General features: G+C 59.5%; 17 protein-coding genes. 9 read left to right on the top strand and 8 right to left on the bottom strand.

Annotated features, from left to right (window positions below):
- The first annotated feature begins 74 nt into the window (after window positions 1–74).
- Entirely contained in the window at window positions 75–968 is an 894-nt protein-coding gene (gene bla / locus ACID345_RS20095; RefSeq protein WP_011524679.1) for a subclass B3 metallo-beta-lactamase, read from the top strand.
- Between the two features lie 62 nt (window positions 969–1,030).
- On the opposite strand, the gene ACID345_RS20090 is transcribed toward bla, so the two are convergent.
- Entirely contained in the window at window positions 1,031–1,495 is a 465-nt protein-coding gene (locus tag ACID345_RS20090) for a hypothetical protein (RefSeq protein WP_041855921.1), read from the bottom strand.
- A gap of 466 nt (window positions 1,496–1,961) precedes the next feature.
- On the opposite strand from ACID345_RS20090, the gene ACID345_RS25900 reads away from it, so the two are divergent.
- The gene (locus tag ACID345_RS25900) at window positions 1,962–2,537 is read left to right on the top strand and encodes an energy transducer TonB (protein ID WP_187148874.1); all 576 of its coding nucleotides are present in this window, start codon (window positions 1,962–1,964) and stop codon (window positions 2,535–2,537) included.
- A gap of 92 nt (window positions 2,538–2,629) precedes the next feature.
- On the opposite strand, the gene ACID345_RS20080 is transcribed toward ACID345_RS25900, so the two are convergent.
- Both ACID345_RS20080 and ACID345_RS25895 read right to left on the bottom strand, forming a co-directional pair.
- Window positions 2,630–3,304, bottom strand: a complete 675-nt coding sequence (locus ACID345_RS20080; RefSeq protein WP_011524676.1) for an MOSC domain-containing protein — start codon at window positions 3,302–3,304, stop codon at window positions 2,630–2,632.
- Between the two features lie 7 nt (window positions 3,305–3,311).
- Complete coding sequence (locus ACID345_RS25895; RefSeq protein ID WP_011524675.1) at window positions 3,312–3,719, bottom strand: SRPBCC domain-containing protein; 408 nt, start codon at window positions 3,717–3,719, stop codon at window positions 3,312–3,314.
- 139 nt (window positions 3,720–3,858) lie between these two features.
- Here ACID345_RS25895 and sucC point away from each other — a divergent pair, with 139 nt between their 5' ends.
- The 5 genes from sucC (at window position 3,859) to ACID345_RS20050 (ending at window position 7,221) form a co-directional block, all read left to right on the top strand.
- Window positions 3,859–5,037, top strand: coding sequence for an ADP-forming succinate--CoA ligase subunit beta (sucC, locus tag ACID345_RS20070; RefSeq protein WP_011524674.1), 1,179 nt, complete (start codon window positions 3,859–3,861; stop codon window positions 5,035–5,037).
- A complete protein-coding gene (sucD, locus tag ACID345_RS20065; RefSeq protein WP_011524673.1) occupies window positions 5,038–5,919 on the top strand; it encodes a succinate--CoA ligase subunit alpha in 882 nt (293 codons plus the stop codon).
- A 22-nt stretch (window positions 5,920–5,941) separates the two neighbouring features.
- Window positions 5,942–6,367: a nucleoside-diphosphate kinase gene (gene ndk, locus ACID345_RS20060; RefSeq protein WP_011524672.1), complete on the top strand. Its 426-nt coding sequence runs from the start codon at window positions 5,942–5,944 to the stop codon at window positions 6,365–6,367.
- 64 nt (window positions 6,368–6,431) lie between these two features.
- The gene (locus ACID345_RS20055; RefSeq protein ID WP_011524671.1) at window positions 6,432–6,629 is read left to right on the top strand and encodes a tautomerase family protein; all 198 of its coding nucleotides are present in this window, start codon (window positions 6,432–6,434) and stop codon (window positions 6,627–6,629) included.
- Between the two features lies 1 nt (window position 6,630).
- Window positions 6,631–7,221, top strand: a complete 591-nt coding sequence (locus ACID345_RS20050) for a tetratricopeptide repeat protein (protein ID WP_011524670.1) — start codon at window positions 6,631–6,633, stop codon at window positions 7,219–7,221.
- Here ACID345_RS20050 and ACID345_RS20045 read toward each other — a convergent pair.
- From ACID345_RS20045 to ACID345_RS20025, 5 genes are all read right to left on the bottom strand, one after another.
- On the bottom strand, window positions 7,218–8,075 hold the full coding sequence (locus ACID345_RS20045) for an ATP-grasp domain-containing protein (RefSeq protein ID WP_011524669.1): 858 nt from the start codon (window positions 8,073–8,075) through the stop codon (window positions 7,218–7,220). The genes ACID345_RS20050 and ACID345_RS20045 overlap by 4 nt on opposite strands.
- A gap of 6 nt (window positions 8,076–8,081) precedes the next feature.
- Window positions 8,082–8,369, bottom strand: a complete 288-nt coding sequence (locus ACID345_RS20040) for a putative quinol monooxygenase (protein ID WP_011524668.1) — start codon at window positions 8,367–8,369, stop codon at window positions 8,082–8,084.
- Between the two features lie 38 nt (window positions 8,370–8,407).
- On the bottom strand, window positions 8,408–9,736 hold the full coding sequence (locus tag ACID345_RS20035; protein WP_011524667.1) for an adenylosuccinate synthase: 1,329 nt from the start codon (window positions 9,734–9,736) through the stop codon (window positions 8,408–8,410).
- A 211-nt stretch (window positions 9,737–9,947) separates the two neighbouring features.
- Window positions 9,948–10,139 (bottom strand): hypothetical protein, encoded by a 192-nt coding sequence (locus tag ACID345_RS27065; protein ID WP_041855920.1) that lies wholly within the window; start codon window positions 10,137–10,139, stop codon window positions 9,948–9,950.
- 3 nt (window positions 10,140–10,142) lie between these two features.
- Window positions 10,143–10,754: a LysE family translocator gene (locus ACID345_RS20025; protein WP_011524666.1), complete on the bottom strand. Its 612-nt coding sequence runs from the start codon at window positions 10,752–10,754 to the stop codon at window positions 10,143–10,145.
- A gap of 132 nt (window positions 10,755–10,886) precedes the next feature.
- On the opposite strand from ACID345_RS20025, the gene ACID345_RS20020 reads away from it, so the two are divergent.
- Both ACID345_RS20020 and ACID345_RS20015 read left to right on the top strand, forming a co-directional pair.
- Window positions 10,887–11,705: a DNA-formamidopyrimidine glycosylase gene (locus ACID345_RS20020; protein ID WP_011524665.1), complete on the top strand. Its 819-nt coding sequence runs from the start codon at window positions 10,887–10,889 to the stop codon at window positions 11,703–11,705.
- A gap of 86 nt (window positions 11,706–11,791) precedes the next feature.
- Window positions 11,792–12,835 carry an ROK family protein gene (locus tag ACID345_RS20015; protein ID WP_011524664.1) on the top strand — a complete coding sequence of 348 codons (1,044 nt, stop codon included), beginning with the start codon at window positions 11,792–11,794 and terminating at the stop codon, window positions 12,833–12,835.

Genomic DNA, 12,835 nt, shown 5'->3' with positions numbered 1-12,835 from the left:
CGCATCCACAGATCACGCAGTTACACTTTGGAGAACATCGAAGGGTTGATGGAAATGCCCGCCCCGGAGTCGCTATGTCTGCTCGCTTGCGCACGTTAATCGCCGCCCTCTTCTTCGTCGTTGTCTGCCTGTCTGGGATGGCGAAAGAGAACCCTGACTACACAGCTGCGCTTCCCCCTTTCCGCATTGCCGACAATCTCTACTACGTTGGAAGTCGCGACCTCGCGGCCTACCTGGTTACAACTCCGGCGGGAAACATCCTGATCAACGCGAATCTTGAAAGCTCGCCGCCATTGATTCGCGCCAGCGTTGAGAAGCTCGGGTTCTCGTGGAAGAACACAAAAATTCTTCTCAACGGCCAGGCCCACTCCGATCACATGGGAGGCGCAGCCCAGGTCATCCGCGAGACCCGTGCGCAAGACATGGTGATGGATGGCGATGCCGACGTCGTCAGCAGTGGCGGACGCAAAGACTTCGCCTTCGGCACCGACGGGCTTACGACCTATCCGCCCGCGCGCGTAGACCGCGTTCTCCACGACGGCGATACGGTCCTCCTCGGCGGCGTGACACTCACGGCGCATCGCACCGCTGGCCATACCCGCGGCTGCACGACGTGGACCTTACGCGCCCACATCGCAAGCGATCCCGCAGGCCGCCTGCGCGATGTCGTCATCGTTGGCGGCTGGCGCGCGCTTTCTCAGTACCAAATCGTCGGCACACCGGGTCATCCGGCTTCCTACCCGGGAATTAATGAGGATTTCGAGAAAACGTTCGCGACCCTGCGCGCGCTCCCCTGCGACATCTTTCTCGGAGCTCACGGCGTTTATTTCGATCTGCTGCCAAAGCTGAAACGGATGCCCACCGAGGGCGAGGCTGCGTTCGTAGATCCGAAGGGATACGCAGAGGCAGTCAACGCAGCGCAAGCCGACTTTGAGAAGACAGTAGCGGCGCAGAGGGCGAAAAAATAGTCGGGTGCCCCATGTCTCGCGACTTTCGAGACGTGGGAGAGCGAAATAGTTAGCCATCCGCGCTACTCAAACGCTTCCCTCCGGCGGATCAGGAACCACAGCGGAATGGCCAGCAGACTGATCGGCAGCAGTTTGAGAGCGAGCGGCATCTCCGGGGGAGCCGGGCGGTTTGCCTGCTGCGAAAAGAGCGGCGTGCTCTTCATGGCTTCCAGCATCTTTGCGTGGGTGCCGGGGATCGACGCATCAACGATCGCATTGACCGCAAACAGCACGAGCAAAGCGATGGCAGCGACCCACGCCGCGCGCTTCAAGCGCAGCAGACCGAAGCCAATCAGCAGATACGCCAGCGCCAGCCCAAGTATCAGCGCCGTCGCAATCCATCCGACGAGCATCATCCCAAACGCCGACAGCGGCACGTGAATCAATGCGAGCGGCACCGCAAACAAGCCCGCAATAATCATCAACCACCCGATAATCGAGATACTCAAAGGGCGAGCATGGTCTTCCACGCCGCAGAAGCCTACCATTCCGCGTGCTCATGGCATCGAAGTTTTTTCGGGGAGACCAGTCACCTATACCAAACTGGCAAACCAAAGCCCCGGTAGTCACCCGGGGCTATATGACGATCCAGCGGATACGCCGTCTGTCAAACACGTAGATCGTAAACCCAAAACCTTTGATGTCAATGACGGTCAGGAACTGCGGAAGGTAGACTTGAATCTAGTCGCTAGGGCCCGAAATGAAATGAGAAATATCGCGAGCCAACCGGCGTAAAGTTACCTAGTGGTAAGCGTCTGCCGGCCAGTTATCCTCTACATCATGCGTACACTCGCGCTCTTGACCCTGCTTCTTTGGTTGCGCGGCATCTGCGATGCTCAGAGCCAAAATTCTCAGGTTCCTCAAGATCCATGTGCAACAACGGAGCGGGCGCAAGCTTCGCAGCGCGCGCCTTCGTCGAGTGACGACGATCGAACCATCGTGGTGCAGGTTGCATTGAGCAAGTCTGGCAGAGTACGAGACACCCGCGTGTTGTCAGGACCACCCGCACTGCGCGATGCAGCGATCACGACATTGAAGGCACAGTCATTCACGGTTCAGCAGAAGTCGGCTGATTTGCGGAACATAAAGCTGGCGGTTACGTTTGCGGGCGACAGCACCATCGCAACCGATATCAGCCAAATGGTGTCTGTTGTCGTCCAAGCGGGAGGGCCCTTAGCGGGTATCAGACAGGTTGTAATTCCTGGCGCGCCTGGTTGTGTACACGTTTCCCCAACAATGGTGCGCCTCCGTCCAGAGTTTATGCAGCGTCAAGTAGCCGGCGTCCCGCTGCTCTATCCGCCCGAGGCCAAGGCCGACCATGTTGAAGGAACGGTTGTTCTCCGAATTCACGTCGATCAAGCTGGCAATGTCGTTGCAGCGGCAAAGCTGAGTGGCCCCGATGTGCTCGTTCCCGCTGCTATCGAAGCCGCCAAGCGATTTAAATACCAGCCGTATCTCCTGAATGGAATGCCTATAGCAGTGGAAACGACGGTAGATGTGAAGTTTTCACTGTCCGACGGCGGTTCGTGAAAACAGCCGCGATCCTCCAAGGCGGTCTCCGCCTGCTGAAACGGTCGAGCGGCGACCAGCTTCATTGCATCTCGGTACGCTGTGTCGAAGGCTTACCTTCCCGCCATCGCCCCCAACTTCTTCTCAAAGTCGCTTCTCCAATTCACGGACAGCTCCGGTAACCCCGCCAGCTCGCGCACATCTTCCAGGCTTCGATTGCGCGAATAATTCACCTCCGAAGTCTTTGCGATATTCCACGCCGGATGCGGTCGCGACACCAACTCCACTACATCCCCCGGCGCGATCTTTCCTTCGCGCAGGATGCGGAGATACCAACCGGAGCGATGGTTCTCCTTCACCACTTTCACGAGATCCGGACGTCCCCAGCGGTGCGCCAACGTGTTGCACGGCCCGCGCGGTTGCGAGACTTGGGCTTCGACTTCGCCGATCCGATAGACATCGCCAATGCAGACGGTCTCTTCGTCCAAACCTTGGATCGTGAGATTCTCGCCGAAGCCGCCGGGACCCGCCGGCAAACCGTCCGCCTGCCACTTGGGATAGTTCGACGCGCCGTAGCAAAGGACCGCTTTGTCCGGCCCGCCGTGAACGCGCCGGTTCGCGACCTGATCGCCTTCGAACCCGAGCTTGGTGCAGAAAACCGCTGCGCTCACCGGCTTGCGATAGATCGCCGTGATCCAGGGTTCTTCGCCCGCCGGAGCATGGTTCTCCGGCCGTCCAATCGCCAACTGAATAATGTGTGGAGTCGTCACGCTCTTAAGATACGGCACTGCTGCTTCAAGATTCTTTCTTCTGCTTCCGGAAGTACGCACGCCACGGCTTCCAGTAGTACTTCTTCCATCCCTCGGTCACGCCACGATGATCGTGGGCGGGAACGTTCACATGCACCAGGTCCACGCGTCCGCCGCTTTTCGTGTCGGTGAAGGTGATGGTGAGAATCGAGTTGGCATCCGTCTTCTTCCAAGCGGCCGAGCGCCAAGCCTGCACGATCATCTGTCCCGGTACCAACATCAGGTTTCGCCCGCCGATCATCCCGCCAAAGCCGGAGAACTTCCCGCCGACCTTGCGGCTGATCTTCGCGGGCATGCCCGTGGATGCCGTGTGTTTCCGGGAATCCACATAGGTCTCGAACAGTTCCCGCGCCGATGCCGGAAAGGTTACGGACTGTTGAATGGCCTTGGTCATCTGTCGCCTCCTCGGGCTGGCAGTATTCTCCCACCAATCGGGGACTCGGGTCCGGATAGCGCGGTTTACTCACCTCCGTACGCTCCTATAAAATGAAGGGTTTTCTACTTGTGTCTCCAGCAGTCCAGAAGAGCTCATCATGAAAATTCACGAATACCAGGGCAAGGCGATTCTGCGTAAGTATGGCGTGGCCGTCCCCCGCGGAGAAATGGTGACTACGCGCGAAGAAGCCGAGCGCGTGGCCAACGACCTGATGCACGATGGCGCCAAGGGCGTCGTCGTCAAAGCCCAGATTCACGCCGGAGGCCGCGGCAAAGGCGGCGGCGTAAAGATCGCCAAGAGCGTGGACGAAGCCGGCCAGCTTGCCGGCAAAATCCTCGGCATGACCCTCATCACCCACCAGACCGGGCCCGAGGGTAAGAAAGTGCAGCGCCTGCTGATTGAAGAGACGCTGCCGATCGAACGCGAGCTTTATCTCTCCATCGTGCTCGACCGCAGCAACGGCAAGCCGGTGTTCATGGCCTCCGCCGCGGGCGGCATGGAGATCGAAGAAGTCGCCGCGAAAGACCCCAACGCGATCATCAAGGAATGGATTGAGCCCGGTTACGGACTGGGTGCGTTCCAGGCGCGCAAGATCGCCTTCAAACTCGGTCTGAAGCCGGAACTCATTGGGCAGGCTGTGAAGTTCATGCAGGCGCTCTACAAGACCTACGACGAGACCGACGCCTCGCTGGTGGAAATCAATCCGTTCATCACCACCAGTGACAACCGGCTCTTCGCGCTCGATGCCAAGTTCAACTTCGACGACAACGGACTCTTCCGCCATCCTGACCTGAAGGACCTGCGCGACGTTACCGAAGAAGACCCGCTCGAAGTGGAAGCCAGCAAGTACGGCCTCAACTACATCAAGCTCGACGGCACCGTGGGCTGCATGGTCAACGGCGCCGGCCTCGCGATGGCGACCATGGACATCATCCAGTACGCCGGCGGCATGCCTGCGAACTTCCTCGATGTGGGCGGCGGCGCCAACGCCGAGCAAGTCACCCACGCGTTTGAAATCCTGCTCAGCGACAAGAACGTGAAGGCCGTGCTGATCAATATCTTTGGCGGCATCCTGCGCGTAGACACGCTGGCCACCGGCGTGGTGCAGGCCGCAACCCAAACCAAGATTCAATTGCCGATCGTCCTTCGACTCGAAGGTACGAACGTAGAGCAGGGCCGCGAAATCCTTCAGAAGAGCGGATTGAACTTCATCGTCGCAGAGACCATGAAAGACGCCGCTGAAAAGGTCGTTGCAGCCGCGAAAGGGGTGAAGTAAATGAGCATCCTCGTTGATAAGAACACGCGACTCATCGTCCAGGGCCTCACCGGCCGTGAAGGAACTTTCCACGCCAAGGCCTGCGCCGACTACGGAACCAAGGTCGTTGGCGGCGTAACACCCGGCAAAGGCGGGACCACCCACGAAGGCTGGCCGATCTACAACACCGTAAGCGACGCTGTGCAGCAGACCGGCGCGAACGTCAGCGTCATCTTCGTTCCGCCGCCGTTCGCCGCCGACGCCATCATGGAAGCGGTTGACGCCGAACTGCCGCTCGTTGTCTGCATCACCGAAGGCATTCCGGCGCAAGACATGGTCAAAGTGTGGGATTACATGCAGGGCAAGAAGTCGCGCCTCATCGGTCCGAATTGTCCCGGCATTATCTCGCCGGGCAAGGCGAAAATCGGCATCATGCCCGCGCGCATTCATAAGCAGGGACACGTCGGCATCGTCTCGCGCTCGGGGACGCTGACCTATGAAGCCGTGCATCAACTCACCGTTCGCGGTATCGGGCAGTCGACGGCGATCGGCATCGGCGGCGATCCGATCATCGGCACCAACTTCATCGATGCCCTCGATCTCTTCAACAAAGATCCCGAGACCGAAGCCATCATCATGATTGGCGAAATCGGCGGCAACGCGGAAGAGAACGCAGCCGAGTTCGTGAAGGCCAACGTAAAGAAGCCGGTCGTCGGCTTCATCGCCGGCCAAACCGCGCCTCCCGGACGCCGCATGGGCCACGCCGGCGCCATCATTTCCGGCGGGAAGGGAACCGCGGCCGAGAAGTTCAAGGCCATGGAAGCTGCCGGCATCCACATCGTGAAGAGCCCGGCATTGCTGGGTGAAACGCTCGTCCAGGCAACGGGCGGAAAAGTTAAATAAGATCTGAACTTAAGGAAAACGAATGAAGACCTTGCAACGCACTCTTTCCATCATCAAGCCCGACGCGGTCGAGAAGAACGCCGAAGGCGACATCATCAGCATCCTGCTGAACAACAACTTCCGCATCCTCGGCATCAAGATGCTGCACCTCACCAAGAACCAGGCCGAGGGCTTCTACGCCGTGCACGCCAACAAGCCGTTCTTCCACTCGCTCACCGACTTCATGGCCAGCGGCCCGATCGTCGTAATGTGCCTGGAGAAGGAAAACGCCATCGCCGACTACCGCAAGCTGATGGGCGCTACCAACCCGGCCAACGCCGAAGAAGGCACCATCCGCAAGAAGTGGGCAGCCAGCATCGAGAAGAACGCCGTCCACGGCTCCGATGCCGACGACACCGCGCGCTTCGAACTCAGCTACTTCTTCGCCGGCTACGAACTGGCAAGATAAGCACTTCACGCGACAAGCGAGCAGGCATGCTGCGACGGCATGCCTGTGTTTTTTGGAGACCGTAATGCCCCACATTCAAATCACCTGGATCGAAGGCCGCACAACCGAACAAAAACGCACCCTCGTCACCAAGCTTACGGACCTCATGGTGCAGGAAGCGAGCGCCAAGCCCGAGTCCGTGACGATTGCATTCGTTGACGTTCCCGCCGAGAGCTACGCCAGCAACGGAATGCTGGTCGCAGATAAAAGAAAGCAGAAATAGCTTGGAAGAAGCGCGTCAGCAATACGAACTCGGGATGGGTTGCATTGCAAAGAGCGAATACCGTCGCGCTCGCAAACACCTGCGCAAGGCCGTCGAGATGGAACCGACGGCCGCGAACTACCACCTCGGACTGGGGGAATGTTATTTCTTTCAGGAACCGCCGGACTATCCCGCCGCGATCGCAGAATTTAAAAGGGCTGTCGAACTGAAACCAAGCTGGGCTGATGGATACCTGTGGCTCGCCAACGCCATGATGGAGAATGGAGAGGCAGAAGCTGCGGTTTCATACTATGAACGGGCCGGGGAATTCGCACCGGATGACCCCCGTCCCGCAATTTCACTGGGTCGTTGTTTCGCGAAGCTCAAGCGTTATGACGATGCGATTAGAATGTTCCGTCGGGGTATTGAGCTAAAGCCACATTACGGAAAAGCCTCGGCTCATCTTTTCCTCGCCGAGGCATTGCTCGCTTGTCGAGCCATCGATCAAGCGCGCCGAGAGTGGGAGGTTGTCTTAACGCTGAAACCCATGTATCCCGAGCACGAATCTGCCGCAGACACCGCGCGCGAAATGCTCGCAAAACACAAACGCTAGATCCGTGCGAGCAGCTTCTCCGCAAACATCTCCGCCGCCGCCACATTTCCCCCCAAGTACAACATCGGCTCGATGACTTCAAGCTCCATCAAAACAAACCGTCCGCCACGCACTACGCCATCCACCCGCGCGTAGAGCAGGTCTTCGTCCACGCACTGCAACACTCGACGCGCCTGGACAATCAGCTCCGGCGAGCACGGCTCCTGTGCCCATGTCCCGCCATGCTCATCCTGTACGCGGAAGTCGCCGGGCTTGGCGCGCTTCACCGCGGCATGGCTGAACTCGCCGCCGAAGAAGGCGAGTGACCACTCGCCGTCGAGGATCTCCGGCATGAATTCCTGGATCATCATGTCGCGCTTCGCCAGCAGGGAAGCCAACTCCGCATCGTGATCGTCGGAGTCGCTGAGCGTGACGGTCCACGTATTCATCGATGTTCCCGAGATTGTCGGCTTCACTACGGCCTTCTGCCACCCGCGCGAACTCAGCACATCCTGAATGCGTGGCACCGTCGCACGCTCGCACCAATAGGTCGGCGCGATCTCAACTCCGCGCTGCTCCAAATCCCGCAGATATTTCTTATCGTGATTCCACCGCACAACCGGTAGAGGGTTAAACACGCGAGCACTACTGCGCTCCAGCGCATCCAGCCAAGCCACAAACTTCTCCGGCGTGTACTGATAGTCCCAGCACGACCGGATCACCACCGCATCGTACGCCGACCAATCGACAGCCGGATCGTCCCACACCAGCGGCTCTACGCGCACGCCCGGGCGTCGCACCGCCTCGGCGGCGATGCGATCATCGGGTGCAATATCGTTGAGTGCTTTGTAGGTGACCCATGCGATGGATTTCATCGTACCTTACGCCACGGGGTCCAGGAGAAAAGCGTCCGTACGACGGCCTGCCAGGTGCAGGTCTTCTTTCACGATTTTCTGGAAGTGCGGCGAGTCGCGGTGTGCCTGCAGCGCGGCATCGTCGTCGTATTGCTCGTAGATGAAAAACGTCCGCTTGTCCTCGCGGTGCCGATGCACTACATACATCCGGCAACCCGGCTCCTGGCGCGAAGCCGCGCCCAATCGCTCGAACGCCTCGGCCATCTCCTGCTCCTGGCCCTCATGTGCTACCCACGTCACCGCAAGAACAACCATCGCTCACCGCCTCAACCTAAATCCTAACAACCTAACGCCTATTTCCCGAGATGCTTCAACCCCAAAGCATTCACAAACGCGTCGGTATAAATCGACTGATCCCGGTCCGGTCCAGTCGACAAAATTCCAACCTTCGCGCCCGACTGCTGCTCCACGAATTTCAAATATTCTTTCGTCTTCGCCGGCAGGTCTTCATACTTCGAGATCTTGGTCGTGTCCGTCTTCCATCCCGGCAGCTTGGTATAGATGGGCTCGATCTTGTCGAAGCCGCAACCCTGCGCCGGAATTTCTTCCGACTCTTTGCCGTCGATCTTGTACGAAGTCGCGACCGGGATCTCGTCGAGTTCGTCGAGCACATCGAGCTTGGTGACGACCAGCCATTCGGTACCGTTGATCATGTTCGAGTAGCGCAGCAGCGGCAGATCGAGCCATCCCGTGCGACGCGGACGCCCGGTAACCGCGCCGAATTCATTACCCTTTTTGCGGATCGCATCGCCCATCGCGTCGTGCAATTCGCTGGGGAACGGCCCTTCGCCCACGCGCGTGCAATACGCCTTGGTTACGCCGATCACGGTCGAGATCGAGGTCGGCGGAACCCCCGTCCCAATCACCGCACCGCCCGAGGTTGCGCTCGACGACGTAACGAACGGATACGTGCCGTGGTCAATATCGAGCATTGTGCCCTGCGCGCCCTCGAACATCACGCTCTCGCCGCTGTTGATCGCGTTGTTGAGCAGCACCGCTGTGTCGGTCACGAACGGCGCAACTTTCTCCGCGGCCTTCGCGTACTCGTTGTACATCTTGTCGGGATCGATCGGCTCGGCGTTGAACAGCGCGTGCACGATGGTGTTCTTTTCCTTGCACGCGTTTTCGATGTGCTTTTTCAGCAGCGTGGAATCGAGCAGGTCGGCCACGCGCAATCCGCGGCGTCCCATCTTGTCTTCATAGCTCGGCCCAATGCCGCGCGAGGTGGTGCCGATCTTCACCCGTCCCGGCGCGTTTTCGGAAGCGAGTTCAACCATGCGGTGGTAGGGAAGGATGACGTGCGCGCGGCTGCTTACAAAGAGGTTACCGTCGACGGCTACGCCCAGATCGCGGAGGCGCTGCACTTCGTTGAGGAAAGCGATGGGGTCGAGCACCACGCCGTTGCCGATCACGCCACGGCATCCCGGGCGCAGCACGCCGCAGGGAATCAGTTGCAGCACAAACTTCTTGCCGCCGATCAGGACGGTGTGCCCGGCGTTGTGTCCACCGGCATAGCGCGCTACAACTCTGAAATTCTCCGAGAGGACGTCAACGATCTTGCCCTTGCCCTCGTCGCCCCACTGGGCGCCGATCACCACGGCTGTCTTGCCTTTACTCACCATGTACTCCAAACCCACAAAATGACTGCAAATGACCGCCGCTGCCTTGCGAGGATGTTCGTTTTTGCGCAGGCGCGCGGATCAGAAAGCTTCTGCACACAGAAGCCCCGCTTAAAGAACCGCAGGGTTGACTAGGATTGGAAACCGGGACGGGCTGTGTACGACCTATTTTACCGTGACGGGGTGCTTCCGGGCAATGAAACGGATAGTGCTTTTACCGCGCCCTCTTCGAGTTGTAGCGCAGTCCGAGACCGACAAGCGCGCCAAAACCCGCGAACACCAACGGAATCGCCAAAGCAGCAACTTGGGGCGAAGTTCGGTGAAGGAATGGAGAGAGAAATCGGTCGTCCACCAAACTGAAAACGAACAGAGATCCTGCGATCCAGAGGATGTCTCGTGTGCTCATGGTCTAGCTTCCTCGCACTCCCAGCCACAATTGATACACCCCAAATCCAGCCAGCACTATACTCGAGACTGCTACCAGCGCCTTCGCGACCCGTGGCCCAGCATTGCGCGCGAAATCGAAGAGCCAAACGACGAGCAGAGTCGTCCCTACCAGCGCCAGGTAGAAGCTGATCACGATGGCGATCCCATTGCGATGCGCCTCGCGCCACCCTTGCAGCACGAACGGCCCCAGCACCAGGCTCCAACCGATGTACGGGCTGGGATTGAGCAGGTTGATCACCGCCGCCTTCCACACGCTCTCCACCGCATGCGACTTGGCATCCTCTTCGGCAGCTTGGAAGTGCCGATACGTCCGCCACGCATCCCACGCGAGATAAAGCACAAAAGCACCGCCGAGCAGATGCAGCCATCGGATCAACGCCACGGGCATGCGGCTCAGGATGGTAAGCGTCAGCGCGATGATGAATGCATCGCTGATCAGCGGCGCACACGCCGCCGGCGCTGCCCGCCGAAAGCCATGTCGCAGCGTCACCGACATCAGGTACGCGTTCAGCGGCCCAGGCTGCGCCCCGGCAGCAAACCCATACAGCAGCCCGGCCATGCAATAAGCCCACATACGCGCAGTTCCTGTACGCGCACGTTTCTACCAGAAGGTTCTCACTCTGTCATCCTGAGCGGAGCGGGCGGGGCCCGCGCAGTCGAAGGACCCCTTTCGCCACCACAAACTCCCCGGTTACGATAGAGCTCAATGCCCGAACTTCCCGAGGTAGAAACCGTAGCCAACGGCCTGAACAAGCGCGCCGCCGGCACGACCATAGAATCCGTCTGGATCGGCGAGAAGAAGCAGCCGCTCAAGTCCAGCGCCCGCGCCATTGCCAAAATGCTCGAAGGCGCGAAGATCACGCTCGTCCGCCGCGTCGGCAAACATATCGTGGCCGACCTCGCTGAGCCCGACGGGGAACCGCGCGGCCAGTGGATCATCCACCTCGGCATGACCGGCAGCACCCTGGTCGTTGATCCCGATACGCCGCTTCCCAAGCACACCCACCTGATCGCCAAGCTGTCGTCGGGGAAAGAACTGCGCTTCGTGGACCCGCGCATGTTCGGCAAGCTCGCCGTCCGTGCGAAATCCGACGTTTTCGCCGCTCCCGGCCTGGAGCCGCTGACCGTCTCGCTGGAGGATTTCCAAAAGCTCTTCCGCGGGAGGAACACGCCGATCAAGAGTGCCTTGTTGAACCAAGCCCTGTTAAGCGGGGTGGGCAACATCTACGCCGATGAGGCACTCTTTCGTGCCGGTATCCGCCCGCGCCGACGCGCCAAGTCGCTCAGTCGCGCCGACCTCACGCGGCTCCACGAAAAAGTCGGCGAAGTGTTACGCGAGGCCGTGGAACTTGGCGGTTCGTCAGTTAATGATTATGTTGACGCAGAAGGCAACGAGGGTTTTTTTCAATTGCGTCATAACGTTTACCAGCGCACTGGGGAGCCCTGTTTCACCTGTAAGAAGCCGATTAAACGGGTGGTCATAGCGGGAAGAAGCAGCCATTACTGTCAAAATTGCCAGAAATAGCACTGGCCTAGCGTAATTTATTTCCAGTTTTAAAACGTTTCAGCGACAATGTAGCTGAAAGTTATCGGCCCGCGACGAAGGATCTTATGTCTTACGCAATCGGTGTGGACCTCGGCGGTACCAATCTGCGAATCGCAGCCGTCGAAGAACGCGGCACCCTCCTCGAAAAAGTCACGCTTGGCACGCAGGTACAGCGCGGCCGCGAATATGTTGTCGGTCAAATGACCGATGCCATCCGCCACGTCACTACCAAGTACCAGGACCACGGCAAGCTGATTGGCATCGGCATCGGTGTCCCGGGCTTCATTGATATGGATACCGGCACCGTGCGGGAATCGCCGAACCTACCCGGCTGGTCGAACTATCCCGTGCATAAGGACATCGAGAGCCGGCTCGGAACCAAGGTCATTCTTGAGAACGACGCCAACGCCGCCGCGATGGGCGAGAAGTGGCTCGGCGCCGGCCGCGACACCGACGACATGGTGATGTACACGCTCGGCACCGGCGTAGGTGGTGGAATTATCATGGCCGGCCGCTTGTGGCACGGGATGAACGGCATGGCCGGGGAGCTTGGCCACCATACCGTTTTGCCCGACGGCCATATCTGCGGCTGCGGCAACCACGGCTGCCTCGAACAATATGCCTCGGCGACGGCCGTCGTGCGCATGGCGCGCGAAGCTGTCGCCAACGGCCTGTCCGACGCGCTCGCCAATGCCTCACGCAACGACGTAGAGTTCAGTTCGAAGGTGATTTACCAGCTCGCCATCCAGGGTGACAAGGCCGCGCAGGAGATTTTCAACACCGTCGGCCACTCGATCGGCATCGCCGTGGCCAACATGGTCAACGCGCTGAATTTCCCGATGTACGTGATCGGCGGCGGCGTTGCCAGCGCCTGGGACGCCTTCCACAATCCGATGATGGAAGAAGTACGCAAGAGATCGTTCATCTATCGCGTCACCGCGCCGGAAGCGGTCGCTGCCGGCCAGAAACGCACCATCGTGACCCGCGCTTTGCTCGGCGGCGATGCCGGTCTGTTCGGCGCCGCCCGCCTGCCGATGGTCGTCAACGGCGAGTCGTCCGCACCCGCCGCGCAATCCAAGGCTGATACACCGGTAGCCGGCACTCGCTAA

It is taken from the genome of Candidatus Koribacter versatilis Ellin345, from assembly GCF_000014005.1.
Classification (GTDB): Bacteria; Acidobacteriota; Terriglobia; order Terriglobales; family Acidobacteriaceae; genus Korobacter; species Korobacter versatilis_A.
Note: the sequence above shows the minus strand (reverse complement) of the source record. Positions and strands in the feature narration are given on the sequence as shown.

Coding starts and splice junctions, on each gene's coding strand:
- bla (WP_011524679.1), top strand. CDS start 75: ATGTCTGCTCGCTTGCGCACGTTAATCGCCGCCCTCTTCTTCGTCGTT.
- ACID345_RS20090 (WP_041855921.1), bottom strand. CDS start 1,495: ATGGTAGGCTTCTGCGGCGTGGAAGACCATGCTCGCCCTTTGAGTATC.
- ACID345_RS25895 (WP_011524675.1), bottom strand. CDS start 3,719: ATGACCAAGGCCATTCAACAGTCCGTAACCTTTCCGGCATCGGCGCGG.
- sucC (WP_011524674.1), top strand. CDS start 3,859: ATGAAAATTCACGAATACCAGGGCAAGGCGATTCTGCGTAAGTATGGC.
- sucD (WP_011524673.1), top strand. CDS start 5,038: ATGAGCATCCTCGTTGATAAGAACACGCGACTCATCGTCCAGGGCCTC.
- ndk (WP_011524672.1), top strand. CDS start 5,942: ATGAAGACCTTGCAACGCACTCTTTCCATCATCAAGCCCGACGCGGTC.
- ACID345_RS20055 (WP_011524671.1), top strand. CDS start 6,432: ATGCCCCACATTCAAATCACCTGGATCGAAGGCCGCACAACCGAACAA.
- ACID345_RS20045 (WP_011524669.1), bottom strand. CDS start 8,075: ATGAAATCCATCGCATGGGTCACCTACAAAGCACTCAACGATATTGCA.
- ACID345_RS20040 (WP_011524668.1), bottom strand. CDS start 8,369: ATGGTTGTTCTTGCGGTGACGTGGGTAGCACATGAGGGCCAGGAGCAG.
- ACID345_RS20035 (WP_011524667.1), bottom strand. CDS start 9,736: ATGGTGAGTAAAGGCAAGACAGCCGTGGTGATCGGCGCCCAGTGGGGC.
- ACID345_RS27065 (WP_041855920.1), bottom strand. CDS start 10,139: ATGAGCACACGAGACATCCTCTGGATCGCAGGATCTCTGTTCGTTTTC.
- ACID345_RS20025 (WP_011524666.1), bottom strand. CDS start 10,754: ATGTGGGCTTATTGCATGGCCGGGCTGCTGTATGGGTTTGCTGCCGGG.
- ACID345_RS20020 (WP_011524665.1), top strand. CDS start 10,887: ATGCCCGAACTTCCCGAGGTAGAAACCGTAGCCAACGGCCTGAACAAG.
- ACID345_RS20015 (WP_011524664.1), top strand. CDS start 11,792: ATGTCTTACGCAATCGGTGTGGACCTCGGCGGTACCAATCTGCGAATC.